This window comes from Plantactinospora sp. CNZ320, assembly GCF_002846275.1.
Map to the genome: position 1 here is coordinate 4,641,899 of NZ_PJMP01000001.1, position 20,371 is coordinate 4,662,269.

Annotated in this window: 18 protein-coding genes and 1 pseudogene; 11 read left to right on the forward strand and 8 right to left on the reverse strand. The window is 71.7% G+C overall.

Going from position 1 to position 20,371, the window contains the following annotated elements:
• Positions 1-31: 31 nt before the first annotated feature.
• The 4 genes and pseudogenes from CLT71_RS20635 (at position 32) to CLT71_RS20650 (ending at position 5,168) form a co-directional block, all read left to right on the forward strand.
• The gene (locus CLT71_RS20635) at positions 32-2,152 is read left to right on the forward strand and encodes a SpoIIE family protein phosphatase (RefSeq protein WP_101368549.1); all 2,121 of its coding nucleotides are present in this window, start codon (positions 32-34) and stop codon (positions 2,150-2,152) included.
• A gap of 224 nt (positions 2,153-2,376) precedes the next feature.
• A pseudogene (locus CLT71_RS20640) lies at positions 2,377-2,922 on the forward strand (M23 family metallopeptidase); the annotation flags it as partial.
• 409 nt (positions 2,923-3,331) lie between these two features.
• A complete protein-coding gene (locus CLT71_RS20645) occupies positions 3,332-4,597 on the forward strand; it encodes a hypothetical protein (protein WP_101368551.1) in 1,266 nt (421 codons plus the stop codon).
• Positions 4,581-5,168, forward strand: coding sequence for a hypothetical protein (locus CLT71_RS20650; protein WP_143743519.1), 588 nt, complete (start codon positions 4,581-4,583; stop codon positions 5,166-5,168). The genes CLT71_RS20645 and CLT71_RS20650 overlap by 17 nt, the downstream gene beginning before the upstream one ends.
• Positions 5,169-5,283: 115 nt before the next feature.
• Here the strand turns inward: CLT71_RS20650 and CLT71_RS20655 are convergent, their stop codons facing one another.
• Positions 5,284-6,780: an FAD-binding oxidoreductase gene (locus CLT71_RS20655; RefSeq protein WP_486483707.1), complete on the reverse strand. Its 1,497-nt coding sequence runs from the start codon at positions 6,778-6,780 to the stop codon at positions 5,284-5,286.
• 80 nt (positions 6,781-6,860) lie between these two features.
• Between CLT71_RS20655 and CLT71_RS20660 the strand changes: the two genes are divergently transcribed.
• The gene (locus CLT71_RS20660) at positions 6,861-8,948 is read left to right on the forward strand and encodes a S9 family peptidase (protein WP_101368554.1); all 2,088 of its coding nucleotides are present in this window, start codon (positions 6,861-6,863) and stop codon (positions 8,946-8,948) included.
• 15 nt (positions 8,949-8,963) lie between these two features.
• Here CLT71_RS20660 and CLT71_RS20665 read toward each other — a convergent pair whose 3' ends face one another.
• Together CLT71_RS20665 and CLT71_RS20670 are read right to left on the reverse strand one after the other, a co-directional pair.
• Entirely contained in the window at positions 8,964-9,965 is a 1,002-nt protein-coding gene (locus CLT71_RS20665) for a MerR family transcriptional regulator (RefSeq protein ID WP_101371638.1), read from the reverse strand.
• 7 nt (positions 9,966-9,972) lie between these two features.
• Complete coding sequence (locus CLT71_RS20670) at positions 9,973-10,641, reverse strand: HEAT repeat domain-containing protein (RefSeq protein WP_101368555.1); 669 nt, start codon at positions 10,639-10,641, stop codon at positions 9,973-9,975.
• A 113-nt stretch (positions 10,642-10,754) separates the two neighbouring features.
• On the opposite strand from CLT71_RS20670, the gene CLT71_RS20675 reads away from it, so the two are divergent.
• Complete coding sequence (locus CLT71_RS20675) at positions 10,755-11,972, forward strand: family 16 glycosylhydrolase (RefSeq protein WP_101368556.1); 1,218 nt, start codon at positions 10,755-10,757, stop codon at positions 11,970-11,972.
• 88 nt (positions 11,973-12,060) lie between these two features.
• On the opposite strand, the gene CLT71_RS20680 is transcribed toward CLT71_RS20675, so the two are convergent.
• On the reverse strand, positions 12,061-13,566 hold the full coding sequence (locus tag CLT71_RS20680; RefSeq protein ID WP_486483369.1) for an MFS transporter: 1,506 nt from the start codon (positions 13,564-13,566) through the stop codon (positions 12,061-12,063).
• Positions 13,567-13,689: 123 nt separating this feature from the next.
• Between CLT71_RS20680 and CLT71_RS20685 the strand changes: the two genes are divergently transcribed.
• A complete protein-coding gene (locus CLT71_RS20685) occupies positions 13,690-14,145 on the forward strand; it encodes a winged helix-turn-helix transcriptional regulator (protein WP_101368557.1) in 456 nt (151 codons plus the stop codon).
• Between the two features lie 27 nt (positions 14,146-14,172).
• Here CLT71_RS20685 and CLT71_RS20690 read toward each other — a convergent pair whose 3' ends face one another.
• On the reverse strand, positions 14,173-14,601 hold the full coding sequence (locus CLT71_RS20690; protein WP_101368558.1) for a hypothetical protein: 429 nt from the start codon (positions 14,599-14,601) through the stop codon (positions 14,173-14,175).
• Positions 14,602-14,728: 127 nt separating this feature from the next.
• Complete coding sequence (locus CLT71_RS20695) at positions 14,729-15,685, reverse strand: threonine/serine dehydratase family protein (protein ID WP_101368559.1); 957 nt, start codon at positions 15,683-15,685, stop codon at positions 14,729-14,731.
• 158 nt (positions 15,686-15,843) lie between these two features.
• On the opposite strand from CLT71_RS20695, the gene CLT71_RS20700 reads away from it, so the two are divergent.
• The gene (locus CLT71_RS20700) at positions 15,844-16,887 is read left to right on the forward strand and encodes a DUF4352 domain-containing protein (RefSeq protein WP_101368560.1); all 1,044 of its coding nucleotides are present in this window, start codon (positions 15,844-15,846) and stop codon (positions 16,885-16,887) included.
• Positions 16,888-16,898: 11 nt separating this feature from the next.
• Here the strand turns inward: CLT71_RS20700 and CLT71_RS20705 are convergent, their stop codons facing one another.
• Complete coding sequence (locus CLT71_RS20705; RefSeq protein ID WP_101368561.1) at positions 16,899-17,891, reverse strand: NAD-dependent epimerase/dehydratase family protein; 993 nt, start codon at positions 17,889-17,891, stop codon at positions 16,899-16,901.
• 169 nt (positions 17,892-18,060) lie between these two features.
• Between CLT71_RS20705 and CLT71_RS20710 the strand changes: the two genes are divergently transcribed.
• From CLT71_RS20710 to CLT71_RS20720, 3 genes are all read left to right on the forward strand, one after another.
• Complete coding sequence (locus CLT71_RS20710; protein ID WP_101368562.1) at positions 18,061-18,414, forward strand: STAS domain-containing protein; 354 nt, start codon at positions 18,061-18,063, stop codon at positions 18,412-18,414.
• Between the two features lie 103 nt (positions 18,415-18,517).
• Positions 18,518-18,979 carry a large conductance mechanosensitive channel protein MscL gene (mscL, locus tag CLT71_RS20715; protein ID WP_101368563.1) on the forward strand — a complete coding sequence of 154 codons (462 nt, stop codon included), beginning with the start codon at positions 18,518-18,520 and terminating at the stop codon, positions 18,977-18,979.
• A gap of 79 nt (positions 18,980-19,058) precedes the next feature.
• Positions 19,059-19,295, forward strand: coding sequence for a hypothetical protein (locus tag CLT71_RS20720; RefSeq protein WP_101368564.1), 237 nt, complete (start codon positions 19,059-19,061; stop codon positions 19,293-19,295).
• Positions 19,296-19,318: 23 nt separating this feature from the next.
• On the opposite strand, the gene CLT71_RS20725 is transcribed toward CLT71_RS20720, so the two are convergent.
• Positions 19,319-20,251: an SCO2521 family protein gene (locus tag CLT71_RS20725; RefSeq protein WP_101368565.1), complete on the reverse strand. Its 933-nt coding sequence runs from the start codon at positions 20,249-20,251 to the stop codon at positions 19,319-19,321.
• Between the last annotated feature and the right edge of the window lie 120 nt (positions 20,252-20,371).

The following is a 20,371-nucleotide window of genomic DNA, read 5'->3' on the forward strand; positions in this document are numbered from 1 at the left end:
TGGATCTCGGATCGCTGGAGGATACAAAAGGGTGTCAGCGGAGGCGAGCGGCACGGGCACCGGCGGGACGGGCAGCGGGGGCACGGGCGATCAACTGCGCCGGGTACGGCTACCCGCCGACCGGCGTACGCCGGCGGCCGCGCGCGCCCTCGTCCGGTCGGTACTCGCCGAGGCGGCGCTCGAGGAACTGCTCAACGAAGCGCTGCTGCTCACCACGGAACTCTCCACAAACGCGGTCGAGCACGCCCGTACCGAACTGGACGTCGAGGTCATCGCGGACGCCTCCGGCCTGACGGTGACGGTCTCGGACTTCGCCGCCGGACCGATCGACGACGTGACAGCCCGGCCCAGAAACGACATGACGGACATCTCGCAGGTCTCCGAGCGGGGTCGCGGGCTGCTCCTGGTCGACCACTTCGCCAGCCGGTGGGGCACCACCCACCAGGCCACCGGCAAGGGCGTCTGGTTCCGGCTGGACCGCAAGGGCCCGGTCGACCCGGCCCGGCAACCGGCGGAGACGGCGGCGAACACCGTCGCCGCCAGCGGGCTGAGTGCCGGCGCCATGAGCGGGGTCGGTGGACCGCCCGGACCGTCGGCGCCGACCGCCGGGGCGATGAGCGCGCTGATGCAGACCGCGCCCGACCCGTACGCCGACGATCCGCTGCCCACCTTCGCCGCCGACCTGCTGGTCCGGGTCGGCGACATGGTCGGCGCGGCCGGCGGTGCGGTACGCCTCGACCGGGGCGACGGTGCCGGCTGGCAACTGCTGGCCAGGTACGGCCGGCAGCCCCGCCCCGGCGACGAGCTGATCCGGGTGCCGTTGACAGTGCACCGGCCGTACGCCGGGGAGCTGGAACTCGACGCCGCGCCCTCCGGGTACGCCCGCCCGCTCGCCGCGCTGGTCGCCGAGCGGCTCTCCCTGCACCTGGAGAACGACCGGCTGCGCCGGGCCGACGTACGCCGGCAGACCTGGCTGACCTTTCTCGCCGAGGCGAGCGAACTGCTCGCCCAGTCGCTCGACGTCGAGTTGACGATGGCACTGATCCCGCAGCTCGTGGTGCCCCGGCTGGGGCAGTGGTGCGCGGTGCACGTCACCGACGAGTGGGGGCGGTTGAAGCTGGCCGCCGCCACCCACGCCGACGAGGCGGTGCTGCCGCAGTTGCACAAGATGCTCTCCGACGACGGCCCGGACTCGGTGCAGTCCCGGCTGCGCGAGGCGTCGCGCAGCCAGGGGCAGGTGCCGATCGGCGCTCCACTGGACGGCTTCGCGATCCCGCTGGTCGCCCGGGGGCAGCGGCTCGGCACCCTGGCGGTCGGTCGGCACCAGCGGCACCGGCACGACCCGGACGAGATCGCCGTACTGGAGGACGTGGCCCGGCGGGCGGCACTGGCCATCGAGAACGCCCGGATCCACGACGAGCGGCGCAAGGTGGCGCAGACCCTCCAGCAGTCGCTGCTGCCGCCGGTGCTGCCGGTGGTGGACGGCATCGGGTTCGCCGCCGAGTACGTGCCGACCGGGGACGCGGCCGAGGTGGGCGGCGACTTCTACGACGTCGTACCGCTGACCGAGGACCGCTGGCTGGTGGTGGTCGGGGACGTCTCCGGCAAGGGTGTGCAGGCGGCGGCGGTGACCGGGCTGGTCCGGGACGTGATCCGGGTACTCGTCGGTGACGGCAAACCGCTGCCGGAGGCGCTGGACCGGCTCAACGACACGCTAGTGGAGCGGGGCGGTGGCCGGTACTGCACGCTGGCGCTGGCCGCCGTGGACCGGGACCGGGCCGGCCGGCTCACCGTCTCGCTCTATCTGGCCGGCCACGACCGGCCGGTGCTGGTCCGGGCCGACGGGCGGGCGTCGTTCGTCGGTTCCGGGGGGACGGCGCTCGGCCTGCTCGACTCGATCGCCTCGCCGGTCGCCGAGGTGCGGCTCGACCCCGGCGACGCGCTTGTCTTCTACACCGACGGGGTGACCGAGCGGCGGCGCGGCCGGGAACTCTTCGGCACCGAGCGGCTGCGGGACGCGGCGGCGCCGCTGGCCGGCTATTCGGCGGACGTGGTGGCGGCCCGGCTGCGCGCGGCGGCGATCAACTTCTCGGTCGAGTCGCCCCGGGACGACATCGCCATCCTGGTACTCCGCAACGACTCTGCCGGCTGACCACCACCGTCGTCGCCACCTCCACCAACAGCACCACCGTCATCGCCGGCCCAGTCGGGAAGGGCTGAAGGAAACCTTCACTCCCAAACATCCGTTAAGGCAAGTATTTACACGCCCCGATCAACTCGATAGCATTCCGTTGCGCGCAAGTGGCCGGCCGTTCCCCCTCACCCCCCCTCGGGAAGGACGGACCTCCTTTGCGATCAATCCGGTTACTCGTCGTCCTGTTGGCAACCGTCTGCACCACTCTCACCGCGACGCTGGTGGCAGCCACCCCGGCACAGGCCGCCCCGGTCTTCAAGGCGCCGTTCCCATGTGGACAGCGCTGGACCTATAGCCACCACAGCGCCGAGGTGCGCCTCGCGCTCGACTTCATCCGCTCCGACGGCGGCAGCACCGCCGGCACCCCGGTCCTCGCCTCGGCCCCCGGCACGGCCCGGCGCTACTACCAGGCCGGCGGGGCGGGCAACTACATCATCATCAACCACGGTGGCGGCTGGACGACGTACTACTTCCACCTGGCCGCGTTCTCGGTGGCCGACGGAGCCACGGTCGGCCAGGGCCAGCAGATCGGCACCACCGGCAGCACCGGCAACTCGAGTGGGGCGCACATCCACTACGAGCAGCTCTACAACGGAGTCGGGCAGACCATCACGATCAACGGCGGCTCGCTCGCGCCCTATCCCGGCTCGTACGGCCAGCGGTATCTGACCAGCGACAACGGGTGCAGCAGCGGAGGCGGTACCGCCTTCTGGACCTGGGGCAGCGGAATCCGGGTACGCTCCGACGTCCGGCTCTCCGCGCCGACCGTGACCACGCTGGCCGGGCCCACCCTGGTCTACGTGCTCTGCCAGAAGCAGGGCGACACGGTGACCGCCGACGGCTACACCAACAACTGGTGGTCCCGGCTGCGCGACCAGAACGGCTACATGACCAACATCTACATCGACCATCCCTCCGCACAACTGCCCGGAGTGCCGAACTGTTGATCCCCAGGCCCGGCCCGGTCGGTTCGTACCGACCGGGCCGGGCGCGGATCGGCACCGGCGCCCGACAGCGACCCGCAACGTGTAGCCGGCGAGGAAGTGACCACTTTGGACACCAGTATGCTGGCGAGCCGCGCCCCACCGGTGCGCACCGCCGACGGCGGTTGGACGAAAGGTCGCGCTCCCGATCCCCATGAACCTCCCACGACAGGCCGCGCATCGGGTCGCGGCCGACCCACCTGCCTGGCTGACCGCGCTCCGGGCCGATCGAGCCGCAGCCGCTCACGGCGTACGCTGGCTCGACGCCGACGAGATTCGCGCGAACGCCCCGGACGAGTACGACCCCGAGACGTACCCGGACACGTTCAGCGGGATCTGGCACCCGGACGCCTCGGTGGCGCACTGCCGGGAGCACGAGCCGCACATGGTGCTGATCGGCCGGGGGCCGGAGGCAACGGAATCCGGCTCCCCCGTCCCGCCGGTCGGCCACTGGTACGTCGACAGCCGCCAACCGGAGCGGCTACTGTTCGCCCCCGGCTTGGGGTACCCGTCGTACCTGTGGATCCCGGTGCCGGGCACCGCCGAGGGGATGGCCCGGGCGGTCGCCGGGTTCTTCCCGGACCCACCGCCGTCCCGAGCCGACCTGCCGAAGGTGGTCCGGGGCTTCGCCGGCTACGTCGGAGACGTGTACCTACCGAATGTCTACAGTGGGGAGCCCGGGCCGATCGACGGCCTGGAACTCGACCGCTACTTCACCATGAACACCTTCGTGGGCGGCCCGTCCTGGGGATCGGCCGTCCTGGACGACCCCTACCTGCCGGCTGCCCGAAACGGGGCCGGAATGCTGGCGCTGGGCCTGCTCGGCCGCCAGGCGCGACGACAGCACGACGGCGTACCGTCGCTGACGTTCCGCACCGCGCACACCAGGTCGTACCTCAGCTTCGAGGCGCACCGTGGCAGCCTGTACGTCATCGAGGTGCGCTACCGCCCCAGCCCGCACCACGATGTCGTCGCGGGACTGAACGAGTTGCTCAAGACGCGGCTGCCGGTGGACCTGCCGGTAGACGTTGCGGGCGCCCTGATCAACCTCTTGTTCGTCCCCGCCGAGGAATTGGCAGCGGGGCTCACCGCGGCAGCCGACCCCGGCGACCGACTCGGCTACCTCGCCGTGCTGGCCGCCCTTGACTACGGCGACCTGGACGGCGCCGCCCGGCTGCGCGAACACCTCGCCGATCCCGATCCGGCCTACCGGGCAGGGGTGGCCCGGCTCGCGTTCGAATACAACCTCCAGTTCCTGGTGGAACAGGCGGCGCTGGTCGAAGGCGACGCTGAGCTGTTGGCCTACCTGCAGGAGACCCTCGACGGCGGTGTCGTCCGGGCCCATCCGAACGTGTTCGAAGGGGAAGGGGTCGATGAGGAGTTCGACGACCGGGAGTTCGACGGTGACGACGACGACTGAACAGCCGCCACGGATGACCCTGCGGTTCCTGCCCGAGCGGACACCAGTGGCCGCCGTCCGGAAGCTCGCCGAGGAACGCGGTTGGCGGTTCGTGTCGGACCATCCTCGTACGCTGGCCAATCCCCGACTTCTCATCTGGGAGACCGGATCCGGTGCCGCCAGTCGCGTGCTACTGACCCAGGACCACCTGATCGGCGTTGCCGTGCTCAGTACGGACACTCCCGGGCTGGCCGACGAGCTCGGCAAGGCGCTCGCGCTCCTCGACGAGGCGGACCTGCTGGCCTCGCTCCACGATCCGGCGGACGCCTGGACGCTGATCCGGACGATCAACTGCCTGGCGTACCTGCACAGTTCCGACGAGCGGTACACCACCCGACCCGAGGACGACCCGGACTACGTGGAGTTACTCACCCGACTCGTGGAGCATCCCGTCCCCGGAGTACGGCGGGCTGCTCTCGAGGCAGCCGCCACCTCCCTGCGACAGCGGGCGAGAGCGGTCCTGACCCATGCCCGGGCCTGTTCCCCGCGGAACGCCGACCAGCTCGACCACTATCTGGGGCAGCTTTCCTGACCGTGTCCCGACGAGGGCCACGGCTCGGTCGTACGAGGCAGGCCACCGCCCTGTTGTTCGTTGCCCGGCCCGGTCGGTTCGTACCGACCGGGCCGGGCGCACCCCCGCCCAGGGGTCAGATGCCGCCCGGATAACGTCCGGGGGCGAGTCGTCGGGCCGGGTCGAACCGCTCCTTGACCCGGCGCAGCATCGGAAGGTCGGGTAGGTCTCCCCAGAGGTCCACCGCCGCCCGGATCCGGGGCGGGGCGGCGACCACCACGCAACGGCCGGAGCGGGCACGCAGCACCGCGCGTACCCCGTCGAGGATGGTGGCGACCCGCTCCGGCGCCGAGTCGGACGGCAGCGCGGCATGCACGACACCGAGCCCGGCCGAGCCGCGTACCGGCACCGGCGCCCCTGCGGCGTCCCGCAGCGCGTAGACGGCGGCGTGCAGGTCACCGATCGGCACCTCGATGCGCAGCGCGACCTCGTCGGGCCGGAACGGATAGCGGCGCCACCACCCCGGTGCCGCGCCGACCGCCCGGGCGTCGCCACCGAGCAACGCCGTCAACCGGGCCGCCCGCTCGGCCACCTCGGCCGGCCCGCCTTCGAGGAGTACGGCAAGGGTGCCGGCACCGGGCTCACCGAGCCGGCCGCGCGCCCCGGCCGCCCGGCCCGGCCGTTCACCGGCCGGCCGGGCCGGCGTCTCGAACCAGCCTCGTCCCGACGACCGGCCGGACGGGCCGGGTGCCCCCGTGGCACCCGGCCCGTCCGGTGGCAGGTGGCCGCCGGAGGCGAGGCTCCGCAGGCCGCGAGCGGCCGGCTGCGCCCGGCCGCCCGGCAGGTCGACCTCGATCGCGGTCGGCCGCAGCTCGGCGTCGAGGACGGCACGGACCAGGTCGTGCACCTCCAGCGGGGTCCAGACCGAACGGATCACCCAGCCCCGGCTCGCCGGGATCGGCTGCACCCGCAGGGTCGCCGAGACGAGCACGCCGAGCGCACCCTGCGACCCGCAGAGCAGCCGGGCGACGTCCGGATCGGCCGGCACCGAGCCGGACGACCGCCCGGAACGGCCGGGCGCCCCGGCCCGGGCGTGCGCGAGCACCCCGGCGGCGTCGACATAGCTGACCTCGACGAGCTGGTCGCAGGGCCGGCCGTGCAGGTGCCGGAGTGGACCGCTCTCGTTGGCCGCGACCACGCCACCGACGGTGGCGCCGACCGAGGGCACGTCGATCGGCAGTCGACGGCCGGACCGCTCGAGGATCGCCGCGGCGGCCCGGACCGGTGTGCCGGCGCCGATCTCGGCGACCAACTCGTCCTCCGGCTGGTGCCAGACCCCGGCGAGCCGCCCGGTGTCCAGCACGATGTCGACCTGTGACGGGGGCATGCCCCAGTCGAGTTTGGTGCCGGCCCCCCGGGGCACCACCGAGAGGTCGTGTTCGGCGGCGAGCCGGACCACCTCGGTGACCGCCTCCGGCGTGCCCGGCGCCGCGACCCAGCGGGCCACCGTGCCGGCCACCCCGTCGGCCGCCCCCGCCGGTCGGGCGAAGTGGGCACCACAGATGCCCGCCAGCCGCCGCGCGATGTCAGCGCCCCCGCGCCGTTCTATCGAAATCTCCCCCACCTTGGTCATCGTACACATGTGCTAATTTTCGGCAACGCCCGGCTCGGTCGTCAGCCCCTCCGGCCGGCCAGGACGGGTAACGTGGCCGGGTGACCACTGAGACGACCGCCGCCCCCGTCGCCAAGCGGGTGCCGACCGAACGCACCCACCACGGCGACACGGTGATCGACGAGTACGCCTGGCTCGCCGACAAGGACGACCCGGACACGATCGGCTACCTGACCGCGGAGAACACCTACACCGAGCAGACCACGGCTCGGCTCGGTGTGCTGCGGGAGACGCTCTTCAACGAGACGAAGCGGCGAACCAAAGAGACCGATCTATCGGTGCCGACCCGCAAGAACGGCCACTGGTACTACACCCGGACGGTCGAAGGCCAGCAGTACGGCATCCACTGCCGCGTACCGGTACGCGACGGCGAGCCGAACCCGCCGATGCCGTCCGACGGCGCACCGCTGCCCGGCGAGGAGATCCTGCTCGACGGCAACGCACTGGCACAGGGGCACGACTTCTTCGCCCTCGGCACCTTCGACGTCAGCCCGGACGGGCGCTGGCTCGCCTACTCCACCGACTTCGCCGGTGACGAGCGGTTCACGCTGCGGGTCAAGGACCTGGGCACCGGCGAGGTGCTCACCGACGAGGTGCCGAACACGTTCTACGGCAGCGCCTGGTCGGCCGACGGCTCCACATTGTTCTATCTGACCGTCGACGAGAGCTGGCGGCCCTACCGGGTCTGGCGGCACACCGTCGGCACCGCCGCCGACTCCGACGAGATCGTCTACCAGGAGGACGACGAGCGGTTCTGGGTGGGCGTCGGGCTGACCCGCTCGGAGAAGTTCGTCCTCATCGACTCGCAGAGCAAGGTGACCAGCGAGGTACGGGTCATCCCGGCCAGCAACCCGACCGGCGAGCCCGCGGTGGTCGCGCCCCGGCGGCAGGGCGTCGAATACTCGGTCGAACACCACGGGCACCGGTTCCTGATCCTGCACAACGACGGCGCGGAGGACTTCGCGCTCGCGTACACCTCGGCGGACGCGCCCGGGGACTGGGTGCCGATGATCGAGCACACTCCGGGCACCAGGCTGGAGGCGGTCGACGCCTTCGCCAACCACATCGTGGTGTCGGTGCGTACGGCCGGGTTGACCGGGATCCGGGTGCTGCCGATGGGCAGCACCGAGTCGTACGACATCGACTTCCCGGAGCCGCTCTACGACGTCGGGCTGGACAGCAACCCCGAATACCAGACCACGAGCGTACGGCTGCACTACGCCTCGCTGACCACCCCCGACTCGGTCTACGACTACGACCTCGTCACCCGGGAGATGGTGCTGCGCAAGCGCAAGCCGGTGCTCGGTGACTTCGACCCGGCGAACTACGAGCAGCACCGGGACTGGGCGCTGGCCGACGACGGGACCCGGGTGCCGGTCTCGCTGGTCTGCCGGGTCGGCACCCCCCGGGACGGCTCGGCGCCCTGCGTGCTCTACGGGTACGGCTCCTACGAGGCCAGCATGGACCCGTGGTTCTCGATCCCCCGACTCTCCCTGCTGGACCGGGGCGTCGTCTTCGCGATCGCGCACGTGCGTGGCGGCGGCGAGCTGGGCCGCCGGTGGTACGAGACCGGCAAGCTGCTGGCCAAGAAGAACACCTTCACCGACTTCGTGGCGACCGCCCGGCACCTGGTCAAGGCCGGTTGGACCTCGGCGGACCGGCTGGTGGCCCGGGGCGGCTCGGCCGGCGGGCTGCTGATGGGCGCGGTGGCCAACATCGCCCCGGACGCCTTCGCCGGGATCGTCGCGCAGGTGCCGTTCGTCGATCCGCTCAACTCGATCCTCGACCCGTCGCTGCCGCTGACCGTCACCGAGTGGGAGGAGTGGGGCAACCCGCTGGCCGACCCCGAGGTGTACGAGTACATGAGGTCGTATTCGCCGTACGAGAACGTCACCGCGCAGGACTACCCGCCGATCCTCGCCGTCACCAGCCTGAACGACACCCGGGTGCTCTACCACGAGCCGGCGAAGTGGATCGCCCGGCTCCGGGCGGTCGCCCCGCAGGGGTCGTACCTGCTCAAGACGGAGATGGGTGCCGGGCACGGCGGTCCGAGCGGACGCTACGACTCCTGGCGCGAGGAGGCGTTCGTCGCGGCCTGGATCCTCGACCGGCTGGGCGTCACGGCATAGCCGCACCGGTTGGTGTCACCGGGCATCGCGAAGTTTGAGAATGTAGGTCGCGGTGAGCGCGACGGCACGGTCTTCGTCATGTGACAGATCTGCGAGGGCACGAGCGGCGGTGATCCCCGGGATGTCCGCGAGTGCCTGCGTCAGCCGTTGACGTGCGCCCGACTCGGTGGTGTGGTCAAGGCGGTCGACCAGGCTGCTGGCAATCTGATCCGCGCGGCCGAGATCACTCGCCAACGCGCTCAGGGCGTCGGCCGCGTCGATGTCGTTCGCCGCCTCGGCGATCATTTCTATGAGTGTCGGAACCGCGTCGGCCACGCCACGTGCCCCGAGCGCCAGAGCGGCATACCTGCGGACCACGATGTCGAGGTTGGTGAGGGCGTCGCGCAGCAGTGCGGTCGCAGCACCGTCCGGAATCTCCGCGATGGTCTGTACGGCGCGTTTGCGCACCTCGGCCACTGGTGAGCCGAGTCCCTGCGCCAGCAGTGCCAATCCACCGTCGCCAGATCGGGCCAGAGCCCATCGAAGGGCTCCGGCGACGTTCGGGTCCGTCTCGTTCAGCGCCGCCTCGACGAGTGCTTCCGCTGGCGCCGGTACGTCCTGGGCCGAGGAGAGCGCCGCGCGCAGGCGCGTCCCGGCGCTCTCCGAGCCCAGGTCCTGTAGGAGTGCGATCGTCTGGAGCACCTCCGCCCAGTCTGCGGGTTCCGCCGCACCGATCCGCTGGAGTCGGGTGAGCAGTTCCGTCGCAGCCGCGATGCGCTCCCGCGTCCGGCGGATGAGGTCGTCGACGAGTTCCGTGGGCGCGAAGTCGGGATCATCGAGCGCGCGCCTGACGTCTCGCAGCGACAGACCCAGTGACCGCAGGCTCTCGATATGGAAGATCCGCCGGATGTCCTCGTTGGAGTACTCGCGATAGCCGGTCCCGGTACGACCCGTCGGCCGCACCAGACCGAGCGACTCGTAATGCCTGAGCATGCGGGCGCTCACCCCGGACCGTCGGGCCACATCACCGATCAACACCGCCACCTCACCCCTCCTGACGAGCTGTGCCGAGGGCTACGACGCGCTTCGCCTCCTCGACCGCGAACTCGAATCCGGCGTCCGGGTCGCGCGACAGCCGTTCCGTGGCGATCGCGTGCTGACGTACCCGATGGTCGGGATGCGTCGTCGCGGCACGCAGGATCGGCATCACCCCCTCACCGAGTGCAACGAGCGCCCGACTGAGGCTCAACTGCGTCTCACGGTTGCCGCGACCGAGCTGTGTCGCCAGTACTCCGGCCAGTTCGGGTTCCTCGCCGTCGGGCACGAGTACCACCGCTGCTCGCCAGGCACTCCGCGCCACCTCGTCTTCGGCATCGGTCAGCAGCTCCCGGGTCATCGCTGGCCACGCTCGCCGGTCACCGATCTTGGACAGCGTGTGCAACGCCTGGCTCCGGGCCTGTGCCCGCTGCGAGCGGAGTTCGTCGACGAGCTTCGGGACCGTCGTTGACGCCGGGTGGCGGATCAGTGCCCAGGTGAGCATTTCCCGTACGTAGAATTCGGGTTCGGTTGCGCATCGTTCGACGAGCTTGTCGACGAACCGCTGGTCCGGGGTCGTGCCGACCGCCAGCGCCGCCCGCAGCCGCACCGACGAGTCGCTGTGCTCCAGCCCGCGCAGAACCCGAGTCGTCTCCGCGTCCTTGTCTGGCCTGGCCATCGCAGACCACCTCCCTTGACACAGTGAAGCCCTTGTCACCGTGTCAAGGTCAAGCGGAGTCTGTTTAGTTAACAACCTTGCAAGAAAGCGCTCTCTGGCGTAGAAACATTTGCATGCGTACACGCCGAGCCACCCTCGTCCTGGCCCTGCTGGCCGCGACGCTGGTGGCGACCCCACCGAGCCCGGCCGTCGCTGAGCCGGGCGCGCTCACCTGGAGCGACGAGTTCAACGCGCCAGCCGGCACCCCACCCGACGGCAGCAAGTGGAAGTACGACATCGGCGGCGGCGGTTGGGGCAACAACGAGCAGCAGTACTACACCGACAGCACCAGCAACGCCGCGCACGACGGCAACGGCAACCTGGTGATCACCGCCCGTCGGGAGAACCCGGCCAACTACCAGTGCCACTACGGCCGCTGCCAGTACACCTCGGCCCGGTTGCTCACCGCGGACCGCTTCACCCAGACCTACGGACGGTTCGAGGCCCGGATGAAGCTGCCGCGCGGCCAGGGCATCTGGCCGGCGTTCTGGATGCTCGGCGGCATGCCCTGGCCGGACCAGGGCGAGATCGACATCATGGAGAACATCGGCCGCGAGCCCGGCAACGTGTACGGCACGCTGCACGGCCCCGGCTACTCCGGCGGCAGCGCGATCAGCTCCCGCTACACGCTCCCCGGTGGCCAGGCGTTCGCCGACGCCTTCCACACCTTCACGGTGGACTGGGCGCCGGACTCGATCACCTGGTACGTCGACGGCATCCAGTACGGCCGCAAGACCCCGGCCGACCTGAACGGCAACCGGTGGGTCTACGACCACCCGTTCTTCATGATCATGAACGTCGCTGTCGGCGGCCACTGGCCGGGCTACCCCGACGCCAGCACCACGTTCCCGCAGCAGATGCTGGTCGACTACGTCCGGGTCTGGGCGTGGAACACCGGTGGCGGCAATCCCGGCACCGGCAACCAGATCGTCGGGATCGGCAACAAGTGCATCGACATCCCCGGCGCCAACCCGGCCGACGGCACCCAGTTGCAGATCTGGGACTGCAACGGCACCGTCGCGCAGAACTGGACCTTCACCGGCGGTACGGTCCGGGCGATGGGCAAGTGCATGGACGTGGCGAACGGCTCCACTGCCAACGGTGCCAACATCCAGATCGTCGGCTGCAACGGCAACCCGGCCCAGCAGTTCGTGCTGAGTTCGGCCGGTGACCTGGTCAACCCGCAGGCGAACAAGTGCGTCGACGTACGCGACTGGAGTACGGCCGACGGTGCCAAGCTCCAGCTCTGGGAGTGCACGGGCGGCGCCAACCAGAAGTGGCGCCGCGCCTGATCCCCTCGGACCGGCGGCGGTGCGCCGAACGGTCGACGGCATCGGGTACGGGCCAGCCGCGGCACCAGGACTGGCCCGTACCCGATGGTCAGCGCACGGGTTCCGCCGGTGCCCCGACGGCGGCAGCCGACCGGCCGGCCCCGTCGACCGGGGCGGTTCCGTCGACCGGGGCGGCACCCGGCGAGCCCGTGCTGCGGCGTACCCCGAGGGCTGTGACGACGGCCGCGACGACGACGGCGGCCAGCGGCACCAGCAGGGCCGCCCGGTAGCCGTCAAGCATCGCCGCCGGGCCCCCGTCGGGAGCGGTGGCGGCGACGTTGACGGCGGTCACCACGGAGAGCCCGAGGGCGGTGCCGAACTGGAGGGACGTGTACAGCAGCCCGCCGGCCAGCCCCTGCTCCCGCTCGGCGATCCCGTCGGTGGCGGCGATGGTCAGCGGCCCGTAGACCAGCGCGAACGCCACCCCAAGGATGATCACCGTCGGGAACATCGCCGCGTACGTGGTTTCCGGACCGATCCGCAGGAAGAGCGCGTACGAGACGACGGCGAGGAGCAGGCCGCCCAGGATCACCCGGGGATTGCCCCACCGGGCGACCAGCCGGGGTGTCAACAGTGGAGCGAGTACGACGTCCACACTGACGGCCAGCAGGGCGAGACTCGTCTCCAGGGTGGACCAGCCGCGCAGTTCCTGGAGATAGAGCACGGCGATGAACTGGAAGCCCGCGAAGGCGGCGAGGAAGAGCAGCCCGGTGACGTTCGCCCGGACCAGCGCTCCGGAGCGGAGGATGCCGAGCCGGACCAGTGGGGTACGGGACCGCGCCTCGATGGCGACGAACGCGCCGAGCAGGGCCAGCGACACGGCACCTGTACCGATGGTCTGCGCGGCGCTGGTGTGGGTGGCCCGCTCGACCGTCAGCACGAACAGCAGCAGCGCGGCGGTCACGGTGACCGCGCCGGCCAGGTCGACTCCCTGACCGGTCGGCGCGGGCCGGGGCGACCTCGGCACCAGCGGTACCGCCGCGATCAGCAGGACCAGCGCGAAGAGTACCGGGGCGAAGAAGACCCAGCGCCAGTCGATCGCGGTCAGCAGGCCACCGACGACGAGCCCCAGCGAGTACCCGCCGGAGGCGATCCCGGCGTAGACCAGCAGGGCGCGGTTGCGCTGCGGACCCTCCGGGATGCTGGTGGTGATGATCGAGAGGCCGGCGGGTGTCATGAACGCGGCGGCGACGCCGGTGACGAACCGGGCCAGCAGGAGCATCCAGCTCTCCGTCGCCAGTCCGCCGAGTCCGGAGAAGACCAGGAAGACGAGCAGCCAGCAGAGGAACATCCGGCGCCGGCCGTACAGGTCGGCGGCGCGACCGCCGAGCAGCATGAAGCCGCCGTAGCCGAGGACATAGGCGCTCATCACCCATTGCAGGGTGCCGGTGGAGAGGTCGAGGTCGGCGCGGATCGACGGCAGGGCGACGTTGAGCATCGCCACGTCGATGCCCTCCAGGAAGATCGCCCCGCACATCACCACGAGCACGCCCCAGGTGCGTGCGTCGGGCCGGTGCGTACCGGTGGACTGCTGGACTGTCGGTGGACTGGACACGGGACGGCTCCTCAGGACGGACGGGACCGCGCGAGGAAACCGCCGGGGCGCGTCGTGTGGTTACTACCCGGCTGGTCAGTTCCCTCTTGTAACCAAGGAGATCGTCGGTCAGGCTTGACCATCATGGAAGAAGGCACTTCAAAGTCACCCGGTTACTGCTCGGGAACCGAGGGCGACTACACGGCCCGGCAGTGGGACGGACGCGAGGACTGCGAGGTCCGCCAGATCCTGGACCGGATCGCCGACAAGTGGTCGTTGCTGGTCATCGCCCTGCTCGACAGGCAGAGCCTGCGCTTCACCGAGCTGCGCCGGGAAATCGACGGGATCAGCCAACGGATGCTCACCGTCACCCTGCGCCAACTCGAACGCGACGGACTCGTCCAGCGCACCGTCCACCCGGTGGTACCGCCCAGGGTGGACTACGCCCTCACCCCGCTCGGCGTCACCCTGCACCACACGATCCAGTCCCTGGTGCTGTGGACCGAGAGCCACCTGGACGAGATCGCCGCCGCCCGTGCCAGGTACGACGAGCGGGCCGCAACCCAGGTCCCCCCGGCCACCCGGGTTCTGGTCGGCTGAGCTGTCCGGCCCCGCCGGGCGGGCGGGTCAGCAGGCGCCTTCGGTCACCGAGACGGCGGGAAACGACGGCGACTGGTCGGCGACGTTGACGTCGAGCCGTACCGCCAGGCAGACCGGGTGGTCGCCGTCGGCGTTCGTGAACTCGTAGAGGTCGCCCCGGGAGTCCTCTCCGGCGTCCTCGATCCGCAGCTCCGAGAGGGGATCGCTGGAGAACTTCCCCTCGCCGCCACGGTTGCCGGCCGCGGCCGCCGCGTGCACGTCCACGGTCAGACCGTGCACCGGGGTGCGCTGCAACTCGTCGGCGGTGTTCCGGGCCGCCGAGTACACGGCCGAGCCGTCGAGGCCGGACGCCCGCGACATGACGAACCCCGCGACGACCACCGCCAGCACGAGCAGCACGATGACCAGGGGCGGGACCCGCCGGCCGGCGAGCCGCTCCGCTGGACGTTCGCTCAACGTCTCCCCCGAGGATCTCCGTCAGCACGTTCGAAGGGTCAGCGCACTCTACTCCGGCCGGTCCATCGGCGGCGTCGACGCGTCGACCTCCGCCGTCCTACTCCGGCCGCTCCATGATGGCGCGGGGTCAGGCCGGGTCGGGGCGGCCGGCGGCGACGGCCAGTACCGCCGGATCGACGTTGCCGCCGCTCACCACCGCCACCGTACGCCCGGCGGGCAGCTCGGCGGCGTGGAACATCCGGGCGGCGGTGGCCACCGCACCGCTCGGCTCCACCACCAGCCGGGCGTCCCGGACCAGTCGGGTCGTCGCGGCGGCGATCTCCTCCTCGCTGACCGTCACGATGTCGTCCAGCCGGGCGCGAAGATGCGCGAAGGTCAGCGCCGAAAGGTTGGTCCGCAGCCCGTCCGCGCTGGTCCGATAGGTCCGGGCCGGCTCCCACTGCCGCAGCTCGCCACTGCGCAGCGACTCGGCCGCGTCGGCGGCGAGCGCCGGCTCGACCCCGATCACCCGGACCGCCGGGCGGAGCGCCTTGACCGCGGTGGCGACCCCGGAGGCGAGCCCGCCCCCGCCGACCGGCACCAGCAGCACGTCCAGCTCCGGCAGGTCGGCCAGCACCTCCAGCCCGATGGTGCCCTGACCGGCGATGATCCGTCGGTCGTCGAAGGGCGGGATCAGGGTCAGTCCCCGCTCGGCGGCGATCGCCTCGGCGACCGGCAGCCGGTCTGCCGGGGCGACCATGCGTACCTCGGCACCGAGGGCGCGTACCTGGTCGACCTTTGCCGCCGGGGCGCCCTCGGGGATCACGACCGTGCAGGGTACGCCCCGGGACCGGGCGGCGTAGGCGAGCGCCTGCCCGTGGTTGCCGGAGGAGTGCGTGACCACGCCCCGGGCCCGCCGGTCGGCGTCGAGCCGGGACACCGCGTGGGTCGCGCCGCGCAGCTTGAACGAGCCGACCGGTTGCAGGCTCTCCGGCTTCAGCCAGAGCTGCTCGTCCCAGCGGCAGGGCAGCAGCGGCGTACGCAGCACCACACCGGTCAGGTCCCCCGCCGCGGCCCGTACGTCATCGACCGTAACGAGATCCACCGGACCATCCTGCCACCGCTGCTAGACGGTGGCCCGGAGCGGTTCCGCTGCCCCGTCCCGCCCCGCCGTCGGGTAGCAAGATGACGATCCCTACCGGGACGAATACGGATAAAGCCTACCCTTCTTCCAAAGGCCCCGGAGGATACGAGGGAATCGTGATGACCAGCCCCGACCAGCCCGGCGAGCAGCCGTACCGCCCCGACGGCGGTTCCGGCGAGCAGCCGCCGGCCGGGGAGCATCCGGCCGAGCCGGTCGCCCAGCCGTGGGACTGGGCGATCGACCCTCCGCCGCCGGAGGGGCCGGCCCGGGAACCGACCGCTGATCCGGCGGCCGGGTCGACGGTCGACGAGGTCCCGGATCCGCTACCGCTGACCGGCCGCCATCCCGACACGATCGCGCCCGGCGCCGGCCCACCCTCCCCACCGCGCCCCGCCACACCGGGAACAGCCCCGTCCGGCACCGAACCACCCCCGGGCGGGGCGGCGCCGCCACCACCGGACTGGTCCACGCCGGAGACCCGGGTCAGCACCCCGCCGCTGGGTGGATATCCCCCGCCGCCCTCGCAGCCGCCGATCTGGGCGCCCCAACCGGCGACGCAGGGCGGGACCGGGCCGGAGGCGGGCCGACCGCCGCCCGGTGATGTGACCCGGGCTCCCGAGTTCATGCGCCCCACCGACCGGCGGTGGTGGTTCGTACTCGGCCTCGTCGCCGCGGTGCTCTCCTGCTGTTGCGTCGCCGCGGCGGTGATCGCGCTGGCCTGGGGACCGGACTTCTACACCGGGCTGCGCGACCGGCCCGCCCGGGTCGTCGGCCTGAACCAGCCGGCCCGGGACGGCGACCTCGAGTTCCAGGTGCACGGGGTGCGCTGCGGACTCACCGAGGTCGGCGACCCGCTGGTCAGCCAGCTCGCGGTCGGGCAGTTCTGCCTGGTCGACCTGGCGGTACGCAACCTCGGCGCCCGACCGGTCACCTTCCAGGAGAGCCTGCAGATCGCGTACGGGCCGGCGGGGCAGCGGTTCGGGGTGGACACCTCGGCCGGCCTGCTGGCCAACGCCGACCAGATCAGTTTTCTCAGCGAGATCAACCCCGGCAACCGGGTCACCGGGGCGGTGGTCTACGACATCCCGCCCGACGCCCGGATCGTCCGGCTCCGGCTGCGCGCCGCCGCCACCTCACCCGGAATCCAGGTACGCACCGGATGACACCGGCCGGGTCAGCGAGCGTGCCAGGCGGCGAGCAGCTCGGCCTCCTCGGCCTCGGTGAGACCGATCCGCTGGCCCGCCTCCGGACCGGCGGTGGCCAGCCAGTCGGCGGTGTCCCGCGCGGTCTCGGCCAGCGGCCGGGTCCGCAGCCCGGCCGCCAGGCTCGGGGAGACGTCCCGGCTGAGGAACCCGGCGTACTCCGGCAGCGGCAGCCACAGCGGCAGCGACCGGGGACCGGACCAGGGCTGTACCCCGTGCTCGATCAGGAACTCCTGCGACACCCAGCTCACGGCTGCGCCCTCGGGGAGTACGCCGGCCAGCAGCTCCGCCCTGGTGATCGGCGCGCCGGTCCCGTCGTACGTGCCGGTGAGCCCCCGTTCGGCGGCCGCGACGATCCAGGCCGCCAGGTCGCGTACGTCCACGAGCTGCGCCGCGTCCTCCGGCGAGCCGGGCGCGAGGACCTCACCGCCCCGGGCGGCCCGCCGGACCCAGTATTCGAAGCGCCCGATCGGATCCTCCGGCCCGACGATCAGCCCGGCCCGGCAGACGAAGACCCGGTCGGCACCGAACGCCTCCGTGACGATCTGCTCGCAGCTCACCTTGCAGGCGCCGTACGACTCGGCGGAGAGGGTCGGGTCCTCCGCGTCCCGGGGCGCGGGTGCCAGTACCGCAGCGGTGTCGACCCGCTGGCCGGCGGTGGCGGTGTCCGCGTACACCGAGCCGCTGGAGACGAACGTGAAATGCCCCACTCGGCCGGCGAGCGCGGCCACCGCGTGCCGGACGTGGGCGGGGTGCCGGGCCACGTCGACGACCGCGTCGAACTCGCCGGTGAGCGCGGCCAGCCCGGCCGGGTCGTCGCGGTCCACCCGGACGAAGCTGACGCCCTGCACCGGCTCCCCGGACGAGCCCCGGGCGGCGCAGGTGACGTCGTGGCCGGCGGCGAGGGCCTGTCGGGCGACGGCCCGGCCGAGGAAGACGGTGCCGCCGAGAACGAGAATTCGCATCCGGCGATGGTGCCCGGGTCGGAGGGTCTCCGGTAACCCCTGTTCGCGCAGAGCGGACCACCTCCGCCCCCGCCCCGGTACGGCGGTCCGACGGCCGACTTCCGCCGCCCGTCATGCATACCGGGCCGGTTGTGGAGTACGGTTCGACCGATATCCCAGGAGGTCGCGAATGTCCCTGACGGTGCACACCGAGGAGCGGGCCGACGTCGTCGTCGTGTCGGTAGCGGGCGAACTCGACATGGCCACCGCGCCGCAACTGCAGGATCAGATCACGGACCTGCTGGAGAAGGGGCGCACCCGGCTGGTCTTCGACCTGGCCGAGCTGACGTTCTGCGACTCCACCGGACTCTCCGTCTTCGTCCGCGCCCGCAACAGCGCCGACGAGGCCGGCGGGATGGTCCGGCTGGCGGCGCCGCGCCGGGGGGTGCTGCGCATCCTTGAGGTGAGCGGCCTGGTGGAGGTGCTCCAGACGCACGCCACGGTGGACGAGGCGGTGGCCGGCGGCCCCGTCGGCACCGACTGACCGGGGCGCCCGCCGGTCCCGGCTGCCACCCGCCGCTTTCCGCCAGCCCCGCGCTGGGCACTAGGTTGTCGACCGACACGGATCCGGCAACCTGGAGACGCCAATGCTCAAGGGCTTCAAAGACTTCATCATGCGCGGCAACGTCGTCGACCTCGCCGTCGGCGTGGTGATCGGGGCGGCCTTCACCGGCCTGGTCACCCAGTTCACCAACTCGTTCCTGAAGCCGCTGATCACCATGCTCGGCGGCGGGAAGGGCCTCACGGCGGGCACCTGGAAGCTGCCGAACAAGGCCGTAATCGACTGGGCCGGGTTCATCAACGCCACCATCACCTTCCTGATGACCGCCGCGGTGCTCTACTTCCTGGTGATCCTTCCGCTGAACAAGCTCGCCGAGCGCCGCCGCCGGGGCGAGGAGCCGGAACCCGCCGCGCCGAGCGAGGAGATCAGGCTGCTCACCGAGATCCGGGACGCGCTGGTCGCCGCCGGCCAGGCGCCGAACCGGCACCCCGCGGGCCCGGACGACCGGTTCGGTCAGCAGTACCCGCCGACGCAGCGCCGTCCCTGAGCCCCCGGACCGTCACCTGCCAGGGTGGCGGTCCGGCACCCGGTGATCTTCTCGAACGTACGTTCGATAAGGTCCCCGCATGGAACAGCGAAAGCACTGGTGGAACGGCAAGTGGGGGCGCCTGGCCCGGCGCGATGTCTACCTCCGGGCGGATGCCGACCAGTGGCACGTGGAGCAGCGCGCGGGCGGGGCCGAGGGGATCTCGCGGTTCTACGAGTTCGACAGCGAGGACGCGGCGTACGACGTGGTCCGGACCCTGCTGACCGGGCCGGACACCTGGCGGGAACTCTCCGCCCGGCCACCGGGCACCGAATGACCGGGTGCGGACGAGCACGGCGGTCAGCGGGACGGCGCCTCCAGCAGCGCGATGGTGCTGAGCGTGACCTGGTCGCGGATCCGGGTCACCGAGGTCTGCCACTGGCGGGTGAACCCCGGCCGGTGTTCGAGGTCCCGCCACACCGGCAGTACCGACTCGTCGAGCCGGGCGGCCGGCATCCAGAGGTGCAGCAGGCAGTCGATCGCCGGTCGCAGCCGGTCGATCTTCTGCGTCCGGGTGCCCGGCCCGGTGAGGCTGAACTCGATGAGCGACAGCAGCGTGGTGAGCAGCCAGTCGTGCAGGGCGAGGTCCTCGCAGAACTCCACGAGCGCCGGCACCGCCTCCTGCGGCGCGGTCAGCTCCAGGGTACGCAGCGTGTCGGACTCGATCCGGAACTTGCCGTGCGCCTCGGATCCCGACTCGGCGGCCGGCAGCACCGCCCAGCGCAGCCGGGTGCGTTTGGTCCGGAACGGTGGCCGCCGGTCCAGCCGGGGGGAACTCTGCACCCCGTCGATCAGCCGGGCGCTTATCGCGCCGAGGTTGAGCGTCTGCGGCTGGTAGGCGGGGCCGAGGAAGCCCTGCGCGACGTCCCGGATGTCGACCTTGCCGATCGTCTCCACCCAGCCGGGCCGGGACAGGTAGTGCGACCAGATCAGCCGCCGGTTGCTGGCCGCCCGGTCCAGCCGGGTGTAGGTGGAACCCTGCAGGACGTGGCCGCCGGTCACCGCCGCGTGCGAGACCACCGTCCCCACCCCCCGGGTACGGCTGCCGGACCGGGTCGGCAACCGGCAGTCCACCCCGGTGAGCTGGTCCGGCGAGACTGCGTACGCGATCGGCCGCTCGGACCGGCGGACCCGCTGGCCGACCAGGAGGTCGAGGAGTTGGGCGGTGTTCTCCAGCGAGAGCGAACTGGAGTTCTGTAGGAGTCCGGTGTGGACCTCGCCCAGGGTCAGCATGTGCTCCTCCGCAACCTCGTGGGCACCGTGACCGCATCACCGGGCCCGGGTCGCCGTGACAGCGTCACGGTAACCGATGTTCGCCCCGGGGACGGTGATCGGCCGGCGGCATTTCACCAC

Bases quoted from the DNA above. Each gene is read 5' to 3' on its own strand.
- CLT71_RS20710 (WP_101368562.1), top strand. From the start codon at position 18,061: ATGTCCCTGACGGTGCACACCGAGGAGCGGGCCGACGTCGTCGTCGTG.
- CLT71_RS20685 (WP_101368557.1), top strand. From the start codon at position 13,690: ATGGAAGAAGGCACTTCAAAGTCACCCGGTTACTGCTCGGGAACCGAG.
- CLT71_RS20720 (WP_101368564.1), top strand. From the start codon at position 19,059: ATGGAACAGCGAAAGCACTGGTGGAACGGCAAGTGGGGGCGCCTGGCC.
- CLT71_RS20655 (WP_486483707.1), bottom strand. From the start codon at position 6,780: ATGACCAAGGTGGGGGAGATTTCGATAGAACGGCGCGGGGGCGCTGAC.
- mscL (WP_101368563.1), top strand. From the start codon at position 18,518: ATGCTCAAGGGCTTCAAAGACTTCATCATGCGCGGCAACGTCGTCGAC.
- CLT71_RS20675 (WP_101368556.1), top strand. From the start codon at position 10,755: ATGCGTACACGCCGAGCCACCCTCGTCCTGGCCCTGCTGGCCGCGACG.
- CLT71_RS20645 (WP_101368551.1), top strand. From the start codon at position 3,332: ATGAACCTCCCACGACAGGCCGCGCATCGGGTCGCGGCCGACCCACCT.
- CLT71_RS20725 (WP_101368565.1), bottom strand. From the start codon at position 20,251: ATGCTGACCCTGGGCGAGGTCCACACCGGACTCCTACAGAACTCCAGT.
- CLT71_RS20670 (WP_101368555.1), bottom strand. From the start codon at position 10,641: ATGGCCAGGCCAGACAAGGACGCGGAGACGACTCGGGTTCTGCGCGGG.
- CLT71_RS20700 (WP_101368560.1), top strand. From the start codon at position 15,844: ATGACCAGCCCCGACCAGCCCGGCGAGCAGCCGTACCGCCCCGACGGC.
- CLT71_RS20705 (WP_101368561.1), bottom strand. From the start codon at position 17,891: ATGCGAATTCTCGTTCTCGGCGGCACCGTCTTCCTCGGCCGGGCCGTC.